We start from the raw sequence: 22,458 nt of genomic DNA on the forward strand, positions 1-22,458 counted from the left end.
CGGGGGGTGTCAGCGTCGCTTCGGGTCCACCAGGCCGGCCCGCCGCAGCGCCTCGGCCATCGCGTCGTTGGCGGGCGGCGGCCCCTGCCGCTGCGGCTTCTGGGCCCGCTGGTCACCCCGGCGGCCCTGCCCGCCGCGCTGACCCTGGCCACCGCCGTGACCCTGCTCGCGCTGGCGCGGCGGCCGTCCGCCACGCTTCGGCTGCTCCTCACCCGAGGGGCTCGCCTCGTCGTCCAGACGCAGCGTCAGCGAGATCCGCTTGCGCGGAATGTCGACGTCCATGACCTTCACCTTGACGATGTCGCCCGGCTTGACCACGTCCCGCGGGTCCTTGACGAACGTCTTGGACATCGCCGAGACATGCACCAGACCGTCCTGGTGGACGCCCACGTCCACGAACGCCCCGAACGCCGCCACGTTCGTGACGACGCCTTCGAGGACCATCCCCGAGGCCAGGTCGGAGATCTTCTCGACACCGTCCTTGAACGTCGCCGTCTTGAAGGCGGGCCGCGGGTCGCGCCCGGGCTTCTCCAGCTCCTTCAGGATGTCCGTCACCGTGGGGAGCCCGAAGACCTCGTCCACGAAGTCGTCCGCCCGCAGCGAGCGCAGCGCGGCCGTGTTGCCGATCAGCGAGGACACCTCGCCGCCCGCCGACTTCACCATCTTGCGCACCACCGGATAGGCCTCCGGGTGCACGCTGGAGGCGTCCAGCGGGTCGTCGCCGCCGCGGATGCGCAGGAAGCCCGCGCACTGCTCGTACGCCTTCGGGCCGAGCCGGGCCACGTCCTTGAGACCCTTGCGGCTCTTGAACGGGCCGTTAGCGTCGCGGTGCGCCACGATGTTCTCCGCGAGGCCCGCGCCGATGCCCGAGACCCGGGCGAGCAGCGGGGCGGACGCGGTGTTCACATCCACGCCCACGCCGTTCACACAGTCCTCGACGACCGCGTCCAGCGAGCGCGACAGCTTCACTTCGGACAGGTCGTGCTGGTACTGGCCGACGCCGATCGACTTGGGATCGATCTTCACCAGCTCGGCGAGCGGGTCCTGGAGCCGTCGCGCGATGGAGACCGCGCCACGGATCGAGACGTCGAGGTCGGGCAGTTCCTGCGAGGCGAACGCGGACGCGGAGTACACGGAAGCGCCCGCCTCGGAGACCATCACCTTGGTGAGGTTCAACTCCGGGTGCTTGGCGATGAGTTCGGCCGCGAGCTTGTCGGTCTCGCGGGACGCCGTGCCGTTGCCGATCGCGATCAGGTCGACCTGGTGCTCCTTGGCGAGCTTCGCGAGCGTGGCCAGGGACTGGTCCCACTTGTTGGCCGGGACGTGCGGGTGGATCGTGTCGGTCGCGACGACCTTGCCCGTGGCGTCGACGACGGCGACCTTCACGCCCGTACGGAAACCGGGGTCGAGGCCGAGCGTCGCGCGCGTGCCCGCGGGGGCCGCGAGCAGCAGGTCGCGGAGGTTCGACGCGAAGACCCGGACCGCCTCGTCCTCGGCGGCCGTACGCAGCCGCAGCCGCAGGTCGATGCCGAGGTGGACGAGGATGCGGGTCCGCCAGGACCAGCGCACGGTGTCCTGGAGCCACTTGTCGCCCGGGCGGCCCCGGTCGGCGATGCCGAAGCGCTGGGCGACGATCCCCTCGTACGAAGAGGGGGTCCCCGGCGTGGCGGCGGGCTCCTCGGGCTCCAGGGTGAGGTCGAGGACCTCTTCCTTCTCGCCGCGCAGCATGGCGAGGACGCGGTGCGAGGGCAGCTCCTTGAAGGGCTCGGCGAAGTCGAAGTAGTCGGCGAACTTGGCGCCCGCCTCCTCCTTGCCCTCGCGGACCTTCGCGGCGAGACGGCCGCGCACCCACATGCGCTCGCGCAGCTCGCCGATGAGGTCGGCGTCCTCCGAGAACCGCTCGGCGAGGATCGCGCGCGCCCCGTCCAGCGCGGCCTGCGGGTCCGCGACGCCCTTGTCGGCGTCCACGAACGCGGCCGCTGCGGCGTGCGGGTCCACGCCCGGGTCCGACAGCAGCCCGTCGGCCAGCGGTTCGAGGCCCGCCTCACGGGCGATCTGCGCCTTGGTGCGGCGCTTCGGCTTGAACGGGAGGTAGATGTCCTCCAGGCGCGCCTTGGTGTCGGCCTCGCGGATCCGCGCCTCGAGATCGTCGGTGAGCTTGCCCTGCTCACGGACCGAGTCGAGGATCGCGGCGCGCCGCTCCTCCAGTTCGCGCAGATAGCGCAGCCGCTCCTCGAGCGTGCGCAGCTGCGCGTCGTCGAGCATCTCGGTCGCTTCCTTGCGGTAGCGCGCGATGAAGGGCACCGTCGAACCGCCGTCGAGCAGGTCGACGGCGGCCTTCACCTGCCGCTCCCGCACGCCGAGTTCCTCGGCGATCCTGCCTTCGATGGACGAGGGAGTGGACGTCTTCAAAGCTGCCACGTTCCGGTACCGCCTTCTCGCTGGGGTTGCCGGGCAATTGTGGCAGGTGGCACCGACAGCGGAGGATCAGACCCGGCGGGCCCGGCCCGCGCGGCCCGAACGCCGTCCGGTGCTCCGGCCGCCCCGCCCGGCGGAACGGGACGCTCCGCCGAACAGCCGGGCCAGCGCCCGGAACGGCAGGGTGACGACGGTGGCGATGGCGCCGCCTATCTGACGCAGAATGTCCGCGATGGCACGGAACATGGGGATTCCCCTTTCGTCTCCCGGCGCGGCCGGAGTGGCGGCCAGGAGACGGACGGGTACCTCGGCGCGGCGATGCCATGCCGGAACCACCGGCAGAGCCTGGGTCAGCGCTTGCCGACCAGATCCGCCGGGAACGCCCCGGCCCGCGACGCCGCCCCGATGAACGCGGTGCCGAGTTCCGTCAGGCGCTCGACGCCCGCCGCGCCCAGGTGCTCGTAGGGCGCGCGGTCCAGCCGGTCCGTCTCCGCCTCGACGTCCCGGCGCAGCGCCACGCCGTCCTCGGTCAACTCGCCCTCGCTGTCGAGCAGTCCGCGTCCGCGCAGCCGCTCCTCGGCGGCGTCCCACTCCTGCTGGTTCCAGCCGCGGGTGGAGAAGACCCACTTGGGAGCGATGCCCTTGCCGGTGGCGGTGTGCGTGACCAGCGCTTCAAGGCCGTCGAGTCCGGCGTCGAGCAGTACGGTGAGGTGCCCGTCGCCGCGGTGCTCGCGCAGCAGCGTCGCCGCGTGCCAGTACGCGAGGTGCGGCTCCTCGGGGACCGGCAGGTCGGCGTGGGCCGCGTACAGGGGGCGCGCGGTACGGGAGCAGGCCTCGGTGGCGCGCAGGGCGAGCCCCGCGGCTTCCCTCATCTCCGAGGACGTCACGGCCTCCTCGCCGAGGAGCCGGCGCAGCGTGGCGTCGACGGCGCGCAGGCGTGCGCCGAGGATCTCCCTCGGAGCGGCGGTCCTCCACACCTCGGGCACGTGCGCGGCGACGAGTTCGTGCTTGTAGTTGTAGAACGTCGCCGTCACGACACCGGCGCCGACGGGACCCATCGCGGCCGCGCGCACCGCGAAGTTGACGGCACTGCGGTGCGTGATCCCGAGCAGGCCCAGCTCCCGCGTCACGTCCGGCGAGAAGTAGTGCGTCGAGTGCAGCGGGTTGAGCACGTTGTGGCAGCGGCGTGCGGCACGCGGGTGCAGCGCGGCGGCCGGGGACGAGGTCGTCGAAGAGGTCATGGAGGCACGATACCTACTGGTTGGTATGGAGTCTGCGGGACGCCGTGGCCGAAGACAGGAGGGGGCCGTCGCCGAGGGCGGGTGCGCCTCGACCGAGGCAGAAAAGGAGGGGTACTCGTCATTGCAGCCATCGTCGGGGAGGCCAAGAATCGAGGGCATGGAGCAGCGCACAGTTCTGGTCGTCCTCTTCGAAGGCGTCCAGAGCCTCGACGTCACAGGCCCGGTGGAGGTCTTCACGGGCGCGGCACACTGCCTCGGCGACCCCGCCGGGGGGTACGCCGTCCGCACCGCCTCCCTGGACGGCGCGCCCGTACGGACGTCCAGCGGCCTCACCCTGGTCCCGGACCATGCCCTGACCGACGCCCCCACCCCGCACACACTGCTCGTCCCCGGCGGCACCGGCACCCGCCCGCCGGACCCGGAGCTGATCGACTGGCTGCGCGCCCACGGCCCGCGGGCGCGGCGCCTGGTGTCCGTCTGCACCGGCGCACTCCGCCTCGCCGAGGCGGGCCTCCTGGAGGGCCGCCGGGCCACGACGCACTGGGCGTACTGCGCCAAGCTCGCCAAGGACCACCCCGGCGTGGAGGTCGACCCGGACCCGATCTACGTACGCGACGGCCACGTCGCGACGTCCGCCGGGGTCACCGCCGGAATCGACCTCGCCCTGGCGCTCGTGGAGGAGGATCTGGGCCGTGAGGTGGCGCTGACCGTCGCCCGCCACCTGGTCGTCTTTCTGCGCCGCCCGGGAAACCAGGCGCAGTTCAGCGTCCAGCTCGCCGCGCAGACGGCACGGCGGGAGCCGCTGCGCGAGGTCCAGCAGTGGATCACCGAGCACCCGGCCGACGACCTGTCGGTCGACGCGCTCGCCGCCCGCGCGCGCCTCTCGCCCCGCCACTTCGCCCGCGCCTTCCAGGCCGAGACCGGCCTGACACCGGGCAAGTACGTCGAGCGCGTCCGTATCGAACACGCGCGCCGCCTCCTGGAGGACACCTCCGACGGCGTGGAGGAGATCTCACGCGCCTGCGGCTACGGCACACCGGAGGCCATGCGCCGCGCCTTCGTCAAGGCGCTCGGCGCGGCGCCGGCGGAGTACCGCCGCCGCTTCCACCCGGTCCCGGCACCCGCCCCGAGGACCGGCACACCCACCACACCCGCACGTCGGTAACCGACAACAGACAGCCGACAACAGATAACCGATAGGGGACCCCATGCAGATCGCCATCGCCCTGTACGAGCGCTTCACCGTCCTGGACGCGATAGGGCCGTACCAGATGCTGTACAGCCTGCCCGGCGCGGAGACCGTCTTCGTGGCCGAGAAGGCGGGCCCCGTGCGCGACGACGGGAACTCCCTCGCGCTCGTCGCCGAGAAGTCCTTCGACGAGGTGCGGCGCCCCGACATCGTCGTCGTCCCCGGCGGCCCCGACCAGAGCGACCAGATGGAGAACGAGGCGCTCCTCGGCTGGCTCCGCGCCGTCGACCCCACCACGACCTGGACGACCTCCGTGTGCACCGGGTCGCTGGCGCTCGCCGCCGCGGGTCTGCTCAAGGGCCGCCGCGCCACCTCGCACTGGCTCGCCCTGACCGAGCTGGACCGCCTCGGTGCCCGGTCGACGGGGGAGCGGGTCGTCTTCGACGGCAAGTACGTCACCGCGGCCGGCGTCTCCGCGGGGATCGACATGGGGCTCACGCTGGGCGGCAGGATCGCAGGTGATGAGTACGCGCAGTCCGCACAGCTCATGGCGGAGTACGACCCGCAGCCGCCCTATGACGCCGGGTCGCCGGAGAAGGCGCCCGCGCACATCGTGGCGAGATTCCGCGAGCACAGCCCCCTCGGCCGGTAAACGCGGACTGACGCCGGGCTCCGGCGGAAAACGGCCGCCTAACGCGCTCAGTCCGCCCGCGCGCTCCACGTGAAACGCGGCGGCCTGCGCTCCAGGAAGGCGGCGACACCCTCGGCGATGTCGCCGTCGCGCGCCTGCTCGGCCGCCCAGTACGCGTCCCGGTCGGTGCGCCCCGCGGCGAACTCCTTGGCCGCCGCCTGCGTCAGCTGCGAGCGGGAGGCGAGGATGCCGGCGAACTCCGCGACGCGCTTGTCGAGGCCGCCCGCGGGCAGCACCTCGTCCACCAGGCCCGTCCGCAGCGCCCGCTGCGCGTCGATCAACTCACCCGAGAACAGGAGGTACTTGGCGGTGGCGGGCCCCACCAGCGACACCAGGCGCCGGGTGGAGGAGGCCGGATAGACGATGCCGAGCTTCGCGGGCGTGACCCCGAACATGGCGCCCTCCTCCGTGAAGCGCAGATCGCACACGCCGGCCAACTGGCTGCCGCCCCCCACGCAGTAGCCGCGCACCGCGGCGAGCGTCGGCTTGGGGAAGGCCGCTATCGCGTCCTCGGCCCGCACCGCCAGCTCCTGCGCCGCCTCGGGGGCCTCCCGCAGCGAGGAGATGTCCGCGCCCGCGCAGAAGGTCTCGCCCTCTCCGGTGAGCACGACGACGCGTACGGCCGGGTCGGCGGCGAGCCCCGCGAACAGGGGCGGCACCCGGCGCCACATGTCCGCGGTCATGGCGTTGCGCTTGGCCGGATGGTCGATGACGACGGTGGCGACGCCGTCCGTGACGGTGTGCCTCAGCTGCGGTTCCATGCGCCGGATGCTATCCGCACCCCTCGAACGTACGATCAAGAAGGGGGCGGCCCGTACGGTTCGCGCGACCCGAGGGCCCGGACAGCTCGCCGAGTGATACGGAGGCGCTGATGGCCAGATCCAAGGAAGCCAAGTTCCCGGGGCCCGCGAGCGGTACCCCCGGACCTCAGGGCGCCCGCCTCAGCCGCGGCTTCGGCTGGCTCGCGGTGCTGGGCGTGATCCTGGCGGTCGCCGGGATCGTCGGCCTCGTCTACACCGGCGTCGCCACGCTGACCTCGATGCTGCTCTTCGGCTGGCTCCTGCTGGTCGGCGGCATCGTCGGCCTGCTGCACGCCGTCCAGTCGCGGGGCAGCAGCTTCTTCTGGCTGGGCGTGGTGGTCGCCGCGCTGAACCTCGCGGCGGGCGTCGTGATCATCCGCAGGCCCGACGTGGCGGCGGAGGCGCTGACCATGTTCGCGGCGCTGCTCTTCCTCACCGGCGGAGTGTTCCGCCTGGTCGGCAGCCTGGTCGTACGCGGCCCGCAGTTCGCCCTGACGCTCTTGCAGGGCGCCTTCGGCCTGCTCATCGGTGTCCTGGTCCTCGCCGAGTGGCCCAGCAGCAGTCAGTACGTCATCGGTTGCTTCTTCTCCCTGGCGCTGCTCTTCGACGGACTCGGCCTCATCGCCACCGGTATCGGCGGCCGCCGCATCGTGAGCCTCGTACAACCTGAAGAAGCCTCGGAAACAGCACACGGCGGGCAGGACCAGTCGCACATCTGACGCTGTCTTACGCCTACGATCAAATCCCGTCGATAATCGCTGACTTCTGGTCAGTAGCGCGGTCCGGACACGTGTGTTCCCAACACTCGATGTGTGGTGACAATCGAGCGCGAGGGCGGCGACCGGACGATGGCGAACGACGGGAGGGGCTCCGGCCCACTCCCCAGGGGTGACGGACAGGCGCCGTACGAAGGGGTGTGGCGCTTCACCGCCCCCGCCGTCGACGCCTCCGTGCCCCAGGCACGGCACGCGGTGCGCGACCTGCTGGCCCGGCAGGGCGTACCGGCGTCGGACGACCTCATCGAGGGCCTGCTGCTCATCGTCTCCGAGCTGGTGACCAACGCGGTGCGCCATGCCGCCCTGCTCTCGCCGATGCTCGCCGTGGAGGTGGCGGTCGGCGCCGAATGGGTGCGGGTCTCCGTCGAGGACGACCATCCGTACCGACCGACGGCGCTGGTGGCGGACCACGGGCAGACGGGCGGCCGCGGGCTGCTCATCGTCCGCGAGATCACGCAGGAGGCGGGCGGCGCCTGCGACGTCGAGCACACCGCGAGCGGGGGCAAGGTCATCTGGGCGGCCCTGCCCCTGAAGCCCGGCGACGGCTGAGGTCTCGCCGCCACCGGGCCGCGTGCTTCGCTGACTGCTCGTCAGCACTTCACCGGAGATGTTCAGCAGGGGAGAGTGGTCCTGCCGGCCGCACCGGTGGCGCCGGTGGTGCCGTCCGCGAACGCCGTGGCGGCGGTGCCGTTGCCGCCGGGCTTGCCCGGGCACACCGGACTGGCCGCGCCACCCGCGCCACCCGTCCCGCCCGTGTGGCCGCCCGCGACGATGGAGGCGCCGCCGTTGCCGCCCTTGCCGCCGGCGATACCGGCACCGGCGTTGCCGACGCCGCCGACGCCGCCCTTGCCTCCGGTGCCGCCGAGCTTGGCCTCGCCGCCGGCTCCGCCGTTGCCGCCGTCGCCGTTGGCGCCGCCGGCTCCGCCCGTGCCGCCTAGGCCGCCGACGCTCGCGACGCCGGTGGCGTTGCCGCCGTTGCCGCCATTGCCGCCGTTGCCGTTGGCACCCGCGGCGCCGCCGTTGCCGCCGAGGCCGCCGATACCTCCGAGGGTCCCGACGCCGTTGGCGCCGTTGCTGCCCGGGGCCCCGGCAGCGGCCGTGCGGTCGCCGCCCGTACCGGGCTGTGCGGAGGCGAGTGCGGGAGTGAGAGTGAGGCCGGCTACGGCGATCGCGGCGATCAGGAAGGTCCGGGCTGTGCCCGTTGTGCGCATGGTGCGCATGAGGATTTCCTTCGGTTTGCAGGCGGAGAGATTCTCCGCCTGACAACCCCCAACGTAGGGAAGCGCGACGCACGGCGCACTCCGAAGGATGATTAAATGTCTTTAAATAGACGGAACCATCAAACTCTGGCTGCAAATTCCCATTTTGGCGCTACTCGCCCGAAGTGGAAAGGGGCTACCAGCCCGCCGAGGACCCGGTCAGCTCCTTGATCGCGGGGCGTGCCGCGTCGAGCACGGTCATGAACCACGCGGAGAACGGCCCCTTCTCGTGCCGGGCCTTCAGCTCCCCGGCCGTCACGAACGCGGTCTCGCCGACCTCGGAGGGGTCCGGGCGCAGCGGCGACTGGACCATCCCGACGAAGAGGTGGTTGAACTCCTGCTCCACCAGGCCCGACTCCGGGTCCGGGTGGTTGTAGCGCACGGTGCCCGCCTCGGCGAGCAGCGAGGGCGAGACGCCCAGCTCCTCGTACGTACGCCGGGCGGCCGCGGCGAACGGCGCCTCGCCCGGGTAGGGGTGGCCGCAGCAGGTGTTCGACCAGACGCCGGGGGAGTGGTACTTGCCGGCCGCGCGCTGCTGGAGCAGCAGCCGCCCCTGCTCGTCGAAGAGGAAAACGGAGAACGCCCGGTGCAGCTGCCCGGGCGCCTCATGCGCGGAGAGTTTCTCCGCTGTGCCGATCGTCCTGCCGTCCTCGTCGACGAGTTCCAGCAAGATCGCTTCTCCGGTGCCGTTCGACGAGCTGTTCGCCGCGGTGGCAGGTGTGATCGGCATACCCATCCTTCGCTTCGGTTCGAGCCTCAAGTCTGCCGTACGTCCCGGACACTCCAGGCACTCCGGGGACCGCATGTCCCGGCGCGCGGAAGCACTCCGGGACATGCGGGTGGACGCCCGGGCGGAACGCGCCCGGGCGGGTCTCAGACCCCGAAAGCGGCCGGATACTGGATCATGCCCCGGGGCAGCGGCCCGAAATCGTCGGCTTCTTTGAGGACGAGCGCCATCATGGCCTCGTCCGGAACCTCGAACCCTGGCCGAATCCCGTACCCGGACGCGGGCCTGAAACCGAACCTCGGGTAGTACGCCGGATGCCCGAGCACGAGGACGAGCCGCTCCCCACGCGCCCGTGCCGCGTCCAGTACCGCGCGGATGACCGCCGAACCCGCCCCCGCCCGCTGGTACCGCGGCAGAACGGCGACGGGCGCGAGGGCGAGCGCGGGCGCCCCGCCCACCCGGCAGCGGGTGATCAGCGCGTGCGCCGCGACCGAGCCGTCCGGCGCCTCGGCGACGTACGACATCCCGGGAAGCCAGGCCTCCGGATCGGCGCGCAGGGCCTCGACCAGGTCGGCCTCCGCCTCGGTGGCGAACGCGGCGGTGTTCAGCGCGTGCACCGAGGCGATGTCCGCGGCGCTCTCCGGGCGGGTCGGCCAGCAGCCGGAGGCGACGGGGCGCAGGACGTAACCCGTGTAACCGAACTCCGACCCGTGCTCGCGCCGCGTCGCGATCTCCTCGCGCGTGGCGGCGAGGGCCTCGGCCATCCCGGGCGCGTCCGGGTCCGCCGCGTCCGCGCGGGCGGCCAGCGGGCCGTAGTACTCGTCCCAGTCGGTCTCCGGCTGCGGGTGCGCGCCGAGCACGGAGTAGCCGGCTCCGGTAGCGGCCCGGGCGTTCTCCTCACCCGTACGCAGCGCGTAGTGCTGGTCCCAGAAGGCGCGCGCCGCGGTGGACGGCTCGGCGGTCGTCCACTCGCACTCGGTGACGACGAGCACCCCGCTGGGCGCGAGCAGCCGCCGCCAGGCGCGCAGGGCGTTGTCGAAGCCGATGGCGTAGGCCGAACCCTCGGCCCACACGAGGTCGAACGAGCCATCCGGATAGGGGAGTTGGGCCATGTCGGCATGGACGGTGGTGATCGAACCGGTGAGCCCGCGCGCGTCGGCGGCCGCGCGGAGTTCGTCGAGGAACGGTTCGTGCAGATCCACGGCGGTCACCTCGGCGCCCGCCTCCGCGGCGAGCAGGAGCGCGGCCCGGCCGGGTCCGCAGCCCAGGTCGAGGACGCGGGGCCGCCCGGGCAGCTCACCCGCGAGGCGGAGCAGCCGGCGGGTGGTGTCGTCGGAGCCGGGACCCTGCCGCGGGAGGCCGTGGTGCAGGGCGAAGAAGGCGTCGGTGATCGAGGTGTTGTCGGTCAACGTGGGAAACCCTTGGGTGAGGGGCCCGCGGACGTGCGGAGTCAGCCGTCAGGCGCGAGCCCGGGAAGTGGGGATGCACGTGTCGCCGCGCACGGCAGCGTCGGCCGCGACAGTCATCAACCCACCTCCTCGGATCCCAAGAACTCGGGCCCAGGCTAGCACTGTCAGTGACAGAGCTTCGCCTCGTGCTCCGCGTGCCCGCTCGGCTCCAGCTGGAACGTGCAGTGCTCCACGTCGAAGTGATCACCCAGGCAGCCCTGGAGCTCGTGCAGCATCTTCTCGTGGCCGATCGAGTCGAGCGCGTCGGAGCTGACGACGACATGGGCGGAGAGGACGGGCATGCCCGAGGTGATCGTCCAGGCGTGCAGGTCATGGACCTCCTCGACGCCCGGCAGGCCGAGTATGTGGGCCCGCACCTCCGTCATGTCGACGCCCTTGGGTGCCGACTCGAGCAGGACGTTCAGGGTCTCCTTCAGGAGCTTGACCGTACGCGGAACGATCATGAGGCCGATCACGAGCGAGGCGATCGGGTCCGCCGCCTGCCAGCCGGTGAGCATGATGACGGTCGCCGAGACGATGACCGCCACGGAGCCGAGCGTGTCCGCCACGACCTCCAGGAACGCGCCGCGCACATTGAGGCTGTCCTTCTGGCCGCGCATCAGCAGCGACAGCGAGATCATGTTCGCGACCAGCCCGAAGACACCGAAGAAGACGGCCAGGCCGCCCTGGGTCCCGGCGGGCGTGATGAACCGCTCGATCGCCTCGTACAGCACATAGCCGCCCACGCCGAGCAGCAGCAGGCAGTTGGCGAGCGCCGCGAGTATCTCGGCGCGGGCGTAACCGAAGGTGCGGCTCTCGGTGGGCGGTCTGTTCGCGAAGTGGATGGCGAGCAGCGCCATGCCGAGCCCCAGCGCGTCCGTCGCCATGTGCGTCGCGTCCGCGATGAGCGCGAGCGAATCCGCCATGATGCCGCCCACGATCTGGGCGATCATCACGGTGATGGTGATGCCGAGCGCCACCCGCAGCCGCCCCTTGTAGGCGTGAGCCGCCGTCCCTGTGGCCGGTGCCCCGTGCGTGTGTCCGTGATCGTGCCCAGCCCCCATGGAGCCCGCCTCCCGCGTCGGTCGTCGTTCTGCTGTTCGGTCGTCGCGCGACCACAGTGAACTACGGGTGGGGGGTACCTGGCAACGCGGCACTGAACACCGTTGTCATCTGCTCTGACCTGCGAAAATGGCAACGATTGCCGACTGGGGAAGGGGTGCAGGTCAGGGGCTCGCGACGATCACCGACGCCCCGCGTCGGGGTGGTGCAGACACCATCCCGCCCACGCCGACTCGACCATCTCGCGCACCCCGCGCCGAGCCGTCCAGCCCAGCTCCTCGGCGGCCAGCCGCGCGTCGGCCACCGCTCGCGGCGCGTCACCGGCGCGCGCGGACTCGACCAGCGCCGGGCGGCGGTCACCGCTCACCTCGCCGATCAGATCGACCAGTTCGCGCACGGAAACGCCCTCGCCCCTGCCGATGTTCACCGTCAGATCACCCTCGGCGCCGCCCGCGAGCCGCCGGGCCGCCGCCAGGTGTGCCTCCGCCAGGTCGGAGACGTGGATGTAGTCCCGTACGCAGGTGCCGTCCGCCGTGGGGTAGGTGTCGCCGAAGACGCGGGGCGCCTCGTCGCGGGTGAGGCGGTCGAAGACCATCGGGATCACGTTGAAGACACCGGTGTCCGCCAGCTCGGGGGCCGCAGCGCCCGCCACGTTGAAGTAGCGCAGGCACACCGTCGCGATGCCGTGCGCACGCCCGGCCGCCCGCACCAGCCACTCCCCGGCGAGCTTCGTCTCGCCATAGGGGCTGACCGGCGCGCAAGGAGTGTCCTCCGCCACGAGGTCGACGTCCGGCGGATTGCCGTACACCGCCGCCGACGACGAGAACACGAACCGCCGCACCCCCGCCTCGGCCACCGCTTCGAGCAGTGTCGTCAGGCCGCCCACGTTCTCCCGGTAGTAGCGCAACGGCTGCTCCACGGACTCGCCGACCTGCTTGCGCGCCGCGAGGTGCACCACGCCCGTCACGTCGTGCTCGGCGAGGACCCGGCGCAACAGGTCGCCGTCGAGCGCCGAGCCCTTGATGAGAGGTACGTCCGCGGGCAGCCGCCGCGGCACTCCCGACGACATGTCGTCCAGTACGACGACGTCCTCCCCGGCGCCGGCCATGACCCGCGCCACGTGTGCCCCGATGTATCCGGCCCCGCCGGTGATCATCCACGTCATGGGCGCCCACCCTAAGCGAACGCTATGGGGGCAAGCCGGGCACGATACGGGCGCGGTTTGGAGGGGCGGGCCCCCATCCACCATGATGATCGCGAAGGCCGAGGCCCTCGCAGGCCGCCCTGAGATCCTGTGTCATAACCATGACACAGGCTCTATCGAGGCGTGAACGGGTGGTGAACGCCCGCTTCTCATCATCCGATAGCCTCTGCCGACGTGCCGCCCGGCCGCCATGGCCAGGGGCGCCCCCCTTACGCACGTGCCCGGCGCGAGCCGCGCCGGGAATCAAGGAGTGAGTTCGTCTGTCGACCGCCATCCTCACCGGTCAGCCGGTCCCCGGGTCGCCACTCGAAGGCGATCTGCGGTCCCTCGGCTTCGACGTGCGGGTCGCCTCCGACGCGGCGGACGCCGAGACGCTGCTGGCCGCCGTGCCGGGTGACCAGCGGGTCGCCGTCGTCGACGCGCGCTTCGTCGGTCACGTCCACGCCCTGCGCCTCGGTCTCACCGACCCCCGCTTCGCCGCCTCGGCGGTGCCCGGCGCCGTCACGGCCAAGCCGGAGGCCCGCACGGCCCTGACGCGCGCGCTGCGGACGACCGCCGCCGCCCCCGGTGCCGCCACGAGCCCCGACGTGCTCCCGGACGACATCGCCGCGGCCATGGAATCCGACGCGACGGACGTGCACAGCCCCGAGCTCGGCACCCTCGTCGCCACCGTCCCCACCGACCCCCAGACGCGCAACGAAGCGCGGCAGGCCGTCGCCGCCGTCGACGACGAGGCCGTCCGCCTGCGCACCGCGGTCAAGTCCCGGGACGGCTTCTTCACCACGTACGCCATCAGCCCGTACTCGCGCTACATCGCCCGCTGGTGCGCCCGCCGGGGCCTGACCCCGAACCAGGTCACCACTGCCTCGCTGCTCACCGCGCTGATCGCGGCGGGCTGCGCGGCGACCGGCACGCGCGGCGGCTTCGTGGCCGCCGGCCTGCTGCTGATCTTCTCCTTCGTCCTGGACTGCACGGACGGACAGCTCGCCCGCTACTCCCTCCAGTACTCGACGCTCGGCGCCTGGCTGGACGCGACGTTCGACCGCGCAAAGGAGTACGCCTACTACGCGGGCCTCGCGCTCGGCGCAGCCCGGGGTGGTGACGACGTATGGGCCCTCGCGCTCGGCGCGATGGTGCTCCAGACCTGCCGGCACGTCGTGGACTTCTCCTTCAACGAGGCGAATCACGACGCGACCGCCAACACCAGCCCCACCGCCGCCCTCTCCGACAAGCTCGACAGCGTCGGATGGACGGTCTGGGTACGGCGGATGATCGTGCTGCCCATCGGCGAGCGCTGGGCGATGATCGCCGTGCTCACCGCGGTCACCACCCCGCGCATCACCCTCGTCGCCCTGCTCATCGGCTGCGCGCTCGCCGCCTGCTACACCACCGCCGGCCGCGTCCTGCGCTCGCTGACCCGCAAGGCCACCCGCACCGACCGCGCCGCGGCAGCCCTCGCCGACCTCGCCGACAACGGCCCCCTCGCCTCGGCCTTCGCCGCCCTCCGGCCGCGGGTGACCTGGCTGCGCCCCGCCCCGGTGCTCGCCTTCGTCGGCGGCGCCGGGCTGGTCGGCACGGCGCTGGCCAACCCCTACGGCAGCCCCGTGGTCGTGGCCGCCGCCGCGCTGTACATCGCCCTGTCGGGCCTCGCCCTGATCATGCCCCTCAAGGCCCCCCTGGACTGGCTGGTGCCGCCGTTCTTCCGCGCCGCCGAATACGGCACGGTCCTGGTACTGGCGGCCAAAGCCGATGTGAACGGGGCGCTTCCCGCGGCTTTCGGACTGGTGGCCGCGGTCGCCTACCATCACTACGACACGGTGTACCGCATCAAGGGGGGCACTGGCGCGCCGCCGTCCTGGCTGGTGCGCGCGATCGGCGGCCAGGAGGGCAGGACTCTCCTGGTCACCCTGGCCGCGGCCCTGCTGTCACCCACAGATTTCACCGTCGCGCTCACGGCACTCGCCGTGGCCGTGGCACTCGTGGTGCTCGTCGAGAGCATCCGCTTCTGGGTCGCCGCCGAGAAAAAGGGCGCACCCGCCGTACACGATGAAGGAGAACCCGCATGATCGGCCTCGTGCTGGCGGCCGGCGCCGGACGGCGTCTTCGCCCTTACACGGACACCCTGCCCAAGGCCCTGGTGCCCGTCGACGGCGACACCACCATCCTCGACCTGACGCTCGGCAACTTCGCCGAGATCGGTCTCACCGAGGTCGCGATCATCGTCGGCTACAAGAAGGAGGCCGTCTATGAGCGCAAGGCGGCGCTCGAGGCGAAGTACAACCTCAAGCTGACCCTGATCGACAACGACAAGGCCGAGGAGTGGAACAACGCCTACTCCCTGTGGTGCGGCCGTGACGCCATCAAGCACGACGTGATCCTCGCCAACGGCGACACCGTGCACCCGGTCTCCGTCGAGAAGACGCTGCTCGCCGCCCGTGGCAACGGCCAGAAGATCATCCTCGCCCTCGACACGGTGAAGCAGCTCGCCGACGAGGAGATGAAGGTCATCGTCGACGCCGACAAGGGCGTCCAGCGCATCACCAAGCTCATGGACCCGGCCGAGGCCACCGGTGAGTACATCGGCGTCACCCTCATCGAGGGCTCCGCCGCCGACGAGCTGGCCGACGCCCTGAAGACCACCTTCGAGCGCGACCCCGACCTCTACTACGAGGACGGCTACCAGGAGCTGGTCAACCGCGGCTTCAAGGTCGACGTGGCCCCGATCGGCGACATCAAGTGGGTCGAGATCGACAACCACGACGACCTCGCCAAGGGCCGGGAGATCGCGTGCCAGTACTGACGAGGCTCATCCCCTCGCCGGTCGTCGTCGACATCCGGCCGGGGGCGCTCAACGACCTGGCCGGTGTCCTCGCCGACCAGCGGATCTGCTCGTCGACCGGCAAGCTCGCCATCGCCATCAGCGGTGGCTCCGGCGCGGTGCTGCGGGACCGGCTCATGCCGTCGCTGCCCGGCGCCGAGTGGTTCGAGGTGGGCGGCGGCACCCTCGATGACGCCATCAAGCTCGCCGACGCCATGAAGAAGGGCCGCTACGACGCGGTCGTGGGTCTCGGCGGCGGCAAGATCATCGACTGCGCCAAGTTCGCCGCGGCGCGCGTCGGCCTGCCGCTGGTCGCCGTCGCGACGAACCTGTCGCACGACGGCCTGTGCTCGCCCGTCGCGACCCTCGACAACGACGCGGGCCGCGGCTCGTACGGCGTGCCGAACCCCATCGCGGTCGTCATCGACCTCGATGTGATCCGTGAGGCGCCCGCCCGGTTCGTCCGCTCCGGCATCGGCGACGCCCTCTCCAACATCTCCGCCGTGCGGGACTGGGAGCTGGCCGCCCGCGAGCGCGGCGAGGACATAGACGGCCTCGCGGCCGCCATGGCCCGGCAGGCCGGCGAGGCCGTGCTGCGCCACCCCGGAGGCGTCGGCGACGACGGTTTCCTCCAGGTGCTGGCCGAGGGACTGGTCCTCACCGGTATCGCGATGTCCGTGTCGGGCGACTCCCGCCCGGCGTCCGGCGCCTGCCACGAGATCAACCACGCCTTCGACCTCCTCCACCCCAAGCGCGCCGCGAGCCACGGCGAGCAGTGCGGCCTCGGCGCGGCCTTCGCGATGCACCTGCGCGGTGCCCGCGAGGAGTCGGCGTACATGGCCTCGGTGCTGCGCCGCCACGGCCTGCCCGTGCTGCCGGAGGAGATCGGCTTCACCGTGGAGGAGTTCGTGAAGGTCGTGGAGTTCGCTCCGCAGACCCGCCCGGGCCGCTACACGATCCTGGAACACCTCGACCTGTCCACCGACCAGATCAGGGACGCATACGCCGACTATGCAAAAGCCATCGGTAGCTGAGCTGCGCCCGGTCGTTCACCCCCCGGGGGTGAAGGACCGGCGCAGCGGCGAACACTGGGCCGGCCGGCTCTACATGCGCGAGGTCTCCCTGCGCATCGACCGGCACCTGGTGAACACGCGGGTCACGCCCAACCAGCTGACCTACGTGATGACCGTCGCCGGCGCCCTCGCCGCCCCGGCCCTGCTGGTGCCGGGGATCACGGGCGCCGTGCTCGGTGTGCTCGCGGTCCAGCTCTATCTGCTGCTCGACTGCGTCGACGGCGAGATCGCCCGCTGGAAGAAGCAGTACTCGATGGCCGGCGTCTACCTCGACCGGGTCGCCGCCTATCTGTGCGACGCCGCGGTCCTGGTCGGCTTCGGCCTGCGCGCCGCCGACCTGTGGGGCTCGGGGCGCATCGACTGGCTGTGGGCGTTCCTCGGCACCCTGGCCGCCCTCGGCGCGATCCTGATCAAGGCCGAGACCGACCTGGTCGGGGTCGCCCGCCACCAGACGGGCAAGGAGCCGGTCAAGGAGTCGGCCTCCGAGCCGCGCTCCTCCGGGATGGCGCTGGCCCGCAAGGCCGCCGCCGCCCTGAAGTTCCACCGGCTGATCCTCGGCGTCGAGGCGTCCTTGCTGATCCTGGTCCTCGCGATCGTGGACCAGGCCAGGGGCGACCTGTTCTTCTCGCGGCTCGGTGTCGCGGTCCTCGCGGGCATCGCGATGCTCCAGACTGTGCTCCATCTCGTGTCCATCCTCGTATCGAGCAGGTTGAAGTGAGCACCCCGGACACCCCGGCACAGAAGCTGAGCGTCGGCGCCGTCATCATCACGATGGGCAACCGGCCGCAGGAGCTGCGCGCCCTCCTCGACTCGGTCGCCAAGCAGGACGGCGACCCGGTCGAGGTGGTCGTGGTCGGCAACGGCGCCCCCGTGCCGGACGTCCCCGACGGCGTACGCACGATCGAACTGCCCGAGAACCTCGGGATCCCCGGTGGCCGCAACGTCGGCATCGAGGCCTTCGGCCCCGGCGGCACCGACGTCGACATCCTGCTCTTCCTCGACGACGACGGCCTGCTGGCCAACACCGACACGGCCCAGCTGTGCCGCGACGCCTTCGCCGCCGACCCGGAACTCGGCATCATCAGCTTCCGCATCGCCGACCCGGAGACGGGCGAGACCCAGCGGCGCCACGTGCCGCGGCTGCGGGCCTCCGACCCGATGCGCTCCTCGCGCGTGACCACCTTCCTCGGCGGCGCCAACGCCGTCCGTACGAAGGTCATCGCCGAGGTCGGCCCTCTGCCCGGCGAGTTCTTCTACGCCCACGAGGAGACCGACCTCGCCTGGCGCGCGCTGAACGCCGGCTGGATGATCGACTACCGGTCCGACATGGTGCTCCTGCACCCGACGACCGCCCCCTCCCGGCACGCGGTCTACCACCGCATGGTGGCCCGCAACCGCGTCTGGCTCGCCCGCCGCAACCTCCCCGCGCTCCTCGTCCCGGTCTACCTCGGCGTCTGGATGCTCCTCACCCTCGCCCGGCGCCCCTCGGCTCCGGCCCTGAAGGCCTGGTTCGGCGGCTTCAAGGAGGGCTGGACCACGCCGTGCGGACCGCGCACGCCCATGAAGTGGCGTACGGTGTGGCGGCTGACGCGGCTGGGCCGCCCTCCTGTCATCTGACAAGCTCGGATCTGAGAGCATCTGGGCCATACCCCGGTCCCTGGCCCACGCCTACGCCCGACCGGCTGCGCATCTGAAGACGAAAGTTTCCACTCGTGAGTGAGACAACGCATGACGGCGGAGTCGCGGTGACAGCATCCCCGTCGACACCGCCGCCCGATGACGGGCTCTCCCGCGCCGAACTCGCCGCCAAGTACGGTCTGACCGTCAGCGGCGCACGGCCCGGACTTTTCGAGTACGTCCGCCAGCTCTGGGGACGGCGCCACTTCATCCTCGCCTTCTCCCAGGCGAAGCTGACCGCGCAGTACAGCCAGGCGAAGCTCGGCCAGCTGTGGCAGGTCGCGACACCGCTCCTGAACGCGCTCGTCTACTTCCTGATCTTCGGCCTGATCCTGGAGGCCGACCGGGGCTTCGAGCGTGAGGTCTACATTCCGTTCCTGGTCACGGGCGTCTTCGTCTTCACCTTCACGCAGAGTTCGGTGATGGCGGGCGTCCGGTCGATCTCGGGCAACCTCGGCCTGGTGCGCGCGCTGCACTTCCCGCGCGCCTCCCTGCCGGTCTCGTTCTCGCTCCAGCAGCTCCAGCAACTGCTGTTCTCGATGATCGTGCTGTTCGTCATCACGATCGGCTTCGGCAGCTATCCCAGGCTGTCGTGGCTGCTGATCGTCCCGGTGCTGATCCTCCAGTTCCTCTTCAACACCGGCCTCGCGATGATCATGGCAAGGCTGGGCAGCAAGACCCCCGACCTCGCGCAGCTGATGCCGTTCGTGATGCGTACGTGGATGTACGCGTCCGGCGTGATGTTCTCCATCCCGGTCATGCTTGACGACCACCCCGCCTGGATCGCGGACGTCCTCCAGTGGAACCCGGCCGCCATCTACATGGACCTGATGCGTTTCGCGCTCATCGACGGCTACGGCTCCGAGAACCTGCCGCCGCACGTCTGGGCGGTCGCGGGCGGCTGGGCCGTTCTGCTCGCCGTCGGCGGCTTCGTGTACTTCTGGAAGGCTGAGGAGCGGTACGGCCGTGGCTGACGAAACGAGTCTCGACAAGGCCGGCAAGGCCGGTGACGCCTCCAAGGCGCACATCCCCACCGTCATCGCCGACGAGCTGCACATCGTCTACCGCGTCAACGGCGCGAAGACGGGCAAGGGCAGCGCCACCTCCGCGCTGAGCCGCATCCTCCGGCGCGGCGAGGAGCGCGGCGTGCGCAAGGTGCACGCCGTGCGCGGTGTCAGCTTCACCGCCTACCGGGGCGAGGCCATCGGCCTCATCGGTTCGAACGGCTCGGGCAAGTCCACCCTGCTGCGTGCCATCGCGGGCCTGCTCCCCGCCGAGAAGGGCAAGGTCTACACCGACGGCCAGCCCTCGCTGCTCGGCGTCAACGCGGCCCTGATGAACGACCTGACGGGTGAGCGCAACGTCATCCTCGGCGGGCTCGCGATGGGCATGTCCCGAGAGCAGGTCAGGGAGCGCTACCAGGAGATCGTCGACTTCTCCGGCATCAACGAGAAGGGTGACTTCATCACCCTGCCGATGCGCACCTACTCCTCCGGCATGGCGGCCCGCCTGCGGTTCTCCATCGCGGCCGCCAAGGACCACGATGTCCTGATGATCGACGAGGCCCTGGCCACCGGCGACCGCAAGTTCCAAAAGCGCTCCGAGGCCCGCATCCGCGAGCTGCGCAAGGAGGCCGGCACGGTCTTCCTCGTCAGCCACAACAACAAGTCCATCCGCGACACCTGCGACCGCGTGCTGTGGCTGGAGCGCGGCGAGCTGCGCATGGACGGGCCGACCGACGAGGTCATCAAGGAGTACGAGAAGTTCACGGGCAAGTAGTCCGTTTGCGCCATCGCGGACCCGCCCGTTCGACGACAGGGCCCCGCCGGGGATCTTCCCGGTGGGGCCCTGCTGTCCGTCCGGGCCCGCCGCGCCCCACCGGTCTCCCAACTCCCTCGCGCACAGGGAGGGTTGACGCCAATCGGTGTGTTGTTGTGATGTGCCGAACACCCCGACGAGGCGTGAGGGGTTGTACAACGTAAGCTGTACCGGTGCTGATTCGCGGCAAGTGGGGCGATATGGCGCGGTACCCCGGCCGGGCCACGGTCCACCTCGGACAGGGCTGGGCGGCGTGTCCGAAATAGGATGTATTGGGTCAGCAGTGTAGAACGGGAGATGTGACGGCAATGGCTACGGATGATCTCCGGCTCCGCGATGCATCCGCCGTCCTCGACAAGGCCGCGGCCGAGAACTTCCCCGTGGCCCCCTTCTTCCTGCCCCGGGCCTGGCGTGACGACCTCATGGCCGTCTACGGCGTCGTACGGCTCATCGACGACATCGGCGACGGCGACCTCGCACCCGAAGCCGGGCACGCCCGCTATCTCGGCCTCGACCCCGCCGACGCCCCCGCCGACCCGCCGCGGCTGCTCGACGCCGTCGAGGCCGACCTCGGCAAGCTCTTCGACGGCGGCGCCCCCGGTCACCCGCTGGTGCGGGCGCTGCGGCCCACGGCCGACCGCGGGGCCGTGACGATCACCCCCTTCCTCGACCTGATCGCGGCCAACCGCCAGGACCAGCACGTCACGCGCTACGACACCTTCGACGACCTCGTGGCGTACTGCGCGCTCTCGGCCAACCCCATCGGCCGCCTCGTCCTCGCCATCACCGGCACCGCCACCCCCGAACGTCTGCGCCTGTCCGACGCCGTCTGCACCGGCCTCCAGATCGTCGAGCACCTCCAGGACGTCGCCGAGGACCTGCGGCGCGACCGCATCTACCTGCCGATCGAGGACATGTCCCGCTTCCACGTCAGCGAGGCCGACCTGGCCGCGCCCACCGCGGGCGCGTCGGTGCGCGCACTGGTCGCATACGAAACAGAACGCGCCCGCTGCCTCCTGAATGAAGGCACCCCCCTGGTGGGTAGCGTCCACGGCAGGCTGAAGCTGCTGCTCGCCGGGTTCGTGGCGGGGGGAAAGGCGGCGGCCCACGCCATCGTCGCCGCCGGATACGACGTACTGCCCGGTCCACCCAAGCCCACCAAGCCCCGCCTGTTGCGCGAGGCGGGGGCGGTTCTGCGAGGAGAGGGGTGAGCCGGACCGTGGAGTCAGATCCGCAGATGTCCGCGCCGGTGCTCGCCGCGTACAGCTACTGCGAGACCGTCACCGGACAGCAGGCGCGCAACTTCGCGTACGGCATCAGGCTGCTGCCGACGCCGAAGCGGCGCGCCATGTCGGCGCTCTACGCCCTGTCGCGGCGCGTGGACGACATCGGCGACGGCGCGCTCGCGCCGGACGTCAAGGCGGACCGGCTCGACGAGACCCGGCAGCTCCTCGCCCGGATCCGCGAGGGGGAGGTCGCGGAGGACGACACCGACCCGGTGGCGGTCGCCCTCGCGCACGCCGCCGCCCACTTCCCCATCCCCATGGAGGGCCTCGACGAGCTCATCGACGGCGTCCTGATGGACGTACGCGGTGAGACGTACGAGACCTGGGAGGACCTCAAGGGCTACTGCCGCTGTGTCGCCGGGGCCATCGGGCGGCTCTCGCTCGGTGTGTTCGGTACGGAACGGGGGGCGCTCCACGCGGAGCGCGCGCCGGAGTATGCCGACACGCTCGGCCTCGCACTCCAACTGACCAACATTCTGCGGGACGTTCGCGAGGACGCCGTCGGCGGGCGCACCTATCTGCCCGCCGAGGACCTCGCCAAGTTCGGCTGCTCCGCCGGGTTCTCGGGCCCCACACCGCCTGCCGGATCCGACTTCGCGGGCCTCGTCCACTTCGAGGTGCGCCGCGCCCGCGCCCTGTTCGCCGAGGGCTACCGCCTGCTGCCCATGCTGGACCGGCGCAGCGGCGCCTGCGTCGCGGCCATGGCCGGCATCTACCGCCGCCTCCTCGACCGCATCGAGCGGGAGCCGGAGGCCGTCCTGCGCGGGCGCGTCTCGCTGCCGGGCCACGAGAAGGCGTACGTCGCCGTGCGCGGACTGTCCGGGTTCGACGCGCGGACCGTCTCGCGCCAGACCGTCAGGAGGCGCGTGTGATGCGCGTTCGGGGGAACCGGGCGGCGGCCGGCGCGGCACCCGCCAAGCGGTGGGCAACCCTCCGCTCCAAGGTCGCGTCCCAGACTGCGACAGCCGAAA

The 22,458-nt window shown here is 71.4% G+C and carries 21 protein-coding genes and 1 pseudogene; 13 read left to right on the forward strand and 9 right to left on the reverse strand.

All coding sequences use genetic code 11. The features are described from left to right. Positions 1-9: 9 nt before the first annotated feature. The 3 genes and pseudogenes from CP975_RS31100 to CP975_RS31105 form a co-directional block, all read right to left on the reverse strand. Positions 10-2,421 (reverse strand): Tex family protein, encoded by a 2,412-nt coding sequence (locus CP975_RS31100; RefSeq protein WP_246201690.1) that lies wholly within the window; start codon positions 2,419-2,421, stop codon positions 10-12. A gap of 111 nt (positions 2,422-2,532) precedes the next feature. After that, positions 2,533-2,664 (reverse strand): annotated as a pseudogene (locus CP975_RS35195) (LPFR motif small protein); the annotation flags it as partial. 104 nt (positions 2,665-2,768) lie between these two features. After that, the gene (locus CP975_RS31105; RefSeq protein WP_055529315.1) at positions 2,769-3,659 is read right to left on the reverse strand and encodes an SCO6745 family protein; all 891 of its coding nucleotides are present in this window, start codon (positions 3,657-3,659) and stop codon (positions 2,769-2,771) included. Positions 3,660-3,816: 157 nt separating this feature from the next. Here CP975_RS31105 and CP975_RS31110 point away from each other — a divergent pair, with 157 nt between their 5' ends. Together CP975_RS31110 and CP975_RS31115 are read left to right on the forward strand one after the other, a co-directional pair. Next, positions 3,817-4,824 carry a GlxA family transcriptional regulator gene (locus tag CP975_RS31110; protein WP_055529313.1) on the forward strand — a complete coding sequence of 336 codons (1,008 nt, stop codon included), beginning with the start codon at positions 3,817-3,819 and terminating at the stop codon, positions 4,822-4,824. A gap of 43 nt (positions 4,825-4,867) precedes the next feature. Next, positions 4,868-5,500, forward strand: a complete 633-nt coding sequence (locus tag CP975_RS31115) for a DJ-1/PfpI family protein (RefSeq protein ID WP_055529311.1) — start codon at positions 4,868-4,870, stop codon at positions 5,498-5,500. 47 nt (positions 5,501-5,547) lie between these two features. Here CP975_RS31115 and CP975_RS31120 read toward each other — a convergent pair whose 3' ends face one another. Continuing rightward, positions 5,548-6,300, reverse strand: coding sequence for an enoyl-CoA hydratase/isomerase family protein (locus CP975_RS31120; RefSeq protein WP_055529309.1), 753 nt, complete (start codon positions 6,298-6,300; stop codon positions 5,548-5,550). Positions 6,301-6,410: 110 nt separating this feature from the next. Between CP975_RS31120 and CP975_RS31125 the strand changes: the two genes are divergently transcribed. Together CP975_RS31125 and CP975_RS31130 are read left to right on the forward strand one after the other, a co-directional pair. Further along, positions 6,411-7,058: an HdeD family acid-resistance protein gene (locus CP975_RS31125; RefSeq protein WP_055529307.1), complete on the forward strand. Its 648-nt coding sequence runs from the start codon at positions 6,411-6,413 to the stop codon at positions 7,056-7,058. A 129-nt stretch (positions 7,059-7,187) separates the two neighbouring features. Next, positions 7,188-7,664: an ATP-binding protein gene (locus CP975_RS31130; protein WP_051819456.1), complete on the forward strand. Its 477-nt coding sequence runs from the start codon at positions 7,188-7,190 to the stop codon at positions 7,662-7,664. 62 nt (positions 7,665-7,726) lie between these two features. Here CP975_RS31130 and CP975_RS31135 read toward each other — a convergent pair whose 3' ends face one another. The 5 genes from CP975_RS31135 to galE form a co-directional block, all read right to left on the reverse strand. Then, on the reverse strand, positions 7,727-8,335 hold the full coding sequence (locus tag CP975_RS31135) for a hypothetical protein (protein WP_055529305.1): 609 nt from the start codon (positions 8,333-8,335) through the stop codon (positions 7,727-7,729). Between the two features lie 175 nt (positions 8,336-8,510). After that, the gene (idi, locus tag CP975_RS31140; protein WP_055529303.1) at positions 8,511-9,104 is read right to left on the reverse strand and encodes an isopentenyl-diphosphate Delta-isomerase; all 594 of its coding nucleotides are present in this window, start codon (positions 9,102-9,104) and stop codon (positions 8,511-8,513) included. 143 nt (positions 9,105-9,247) lie between these two features. Further along, entirely contained in the window at positions 9,248-10,510 is a 1,263-nt protein-coding gene (locus tag CP975_RS31145) for a bifunctional class I SAM-dependent methyltransferase/N-acetyltransferase (RefSeq protein ID WP_055529301.1), read from the reverse strand. Between the two features lie 164 nt (positions 10,511-10,674). Next, the gene (locus CP975_RS31150; protein WP_055529299.1) at positions 10,675-11,613 is read right to left on the reverse strand and encodes a cation diffusion facilitator family transporter; all 939 of its coding nucleotides are present in this window, start codon (positions 11,611-11,613) and stop codon (positions 10,675-10,677) included. Between the two features lie 179 nt (positions 11,614-11,792). After that, a complete protein-coding gene (galE, locus tag CP975_RS31155) occupies positions 11,793-12,776 on the reverse strand; it encodes a UDP-glucose 4-epimerase GalE (protein ID WP_055529297.1) in 984 nt (327 codons plus the stop codon). Positions 12,777-13,075: 299 nt separating this feature from the next. Between galE and CP975_RS31160 the strand changes: the two genes are divergently transcribed. The 9 genes from CP975_RS31160 to hpnD all read left to right on the forward strand — a co-directional run bounded on the left by CP975_RS31160 (position 13,076) and on the right by hpnD (position 22,359). After that, complete coding sequence (locus tag CP975_RS31160) at positions 13,076-14,881, forward strand: DUF5941 domain-containing protein (protein ID WP_055529295.1); 1,806 nt, start codon at positions 13,076-13,078, stop codon at positions 14,879-14,881. Next, positions 14,878-15,615, forward strand: coding sequence for a phosphocholine cytidylyltransferase family protein (locus CP975_RS31165; protein WP_055529293.1), 738 nt, complete (start codon positions 14,878-14,880; stop codon positions 15,613-15,615). Before CP975_RS31160 ends, CP975_RS31165 begins: the two co-directional genes overlap by 4 nt. Next, positions 15,603-16,667, forward strand: a complete 1,065-nt coding sequence (locus CP975_RS31170) for an iron-containing alcohol dehydrogenase family protein (RefSeq protein ID WP_055529291.1) — start codon at positions 15,603-15,605, stop codon at positions 16,665-16,667. Before CP975_RS31165 ends, CP975_RS31170 begins: the two co-directional genes overlap by 13 nt. Continuing rightward, positions 16,645-17,424, forward strand: coding sequence for a CDP-alcohol phosphatidyltransferase family protein (locus CP975_RS31175; RefSeq protein WP_150477597.1), 780 nt, complete (start codon positions 16,645-16,647; stop codon positions 17,422-17,424). The genes CP975_RS31170 and CP975_RS31175 overlap by 23 nt, the downstream gene beginning before the upstream one ends. 26 nt (positions 17,425-17,450) lie before the next feature. Then, entirely contained in the window at positions 17,451-18,323 is an 873-nt protein-coding gene (locus CP975_RS31180) for a glycosyltransferase family 2 protein (protein ID WP_055529341.1), read from the forward strand. A gap of 95 nt (positions 18,324-18,418) precedes the next feature. Beyond that, entirely contained in the window at positions 18,419-19,357 is a 939-nt protein-coding gene (locus CP975_RS31185) for an ABC transporter permease (RefSeq protein WP_055529287.1), read from the forward strand. Further along, complete coding sequence (locus CP975_RS31190) at positions 19,350-20,162, forward strand: ABC transporter ATP-binding protein (RefSeq protein WP_425474293.1); 813 nt, start codon at positions 19,350-19,352, stop codon at positions 20,160-20,162. The genes CP975_RS31185 and CP975_RS31190 overlap by 8 nt, the downstream gene beginning before the upstream one ends. A 347-nt stretch (positions 20,163-20,509) precedes the next feature. Beyond that, entirely contained in the window at positions 20,510-21,412 is a 903-nt protein-coding gene (gene hpnC, locus CP975_RS31195; protein ID WP_055529285.1) for a squalene synthase HpnC, read from the forward strand. Beyond that, entirely contained in the window at positions 21,409-22,359 is a 951-nt protein-coding gene (gene hpnD, locus CP975_RS31200; RefSeq protein WP_055529283.1) for a presqualene diphosphate synthase HpnD, read from the forward strand. The genes hpnC and hpnD overlap by 4 nt, the downstream gene beginning before the upstream one ends. Positions 22,360-22,458 lie beyond the last annotated feature (99 nt).

The organism is Streptomyces alboniger, assembly GCF_008704395.1.
Classification (GTDB): Bacteria; Actinomycetota; Actinomycetes; order Streptomycetales; family Streptomycetaceae; genus Streptomyces; species Streptomyces alboniger.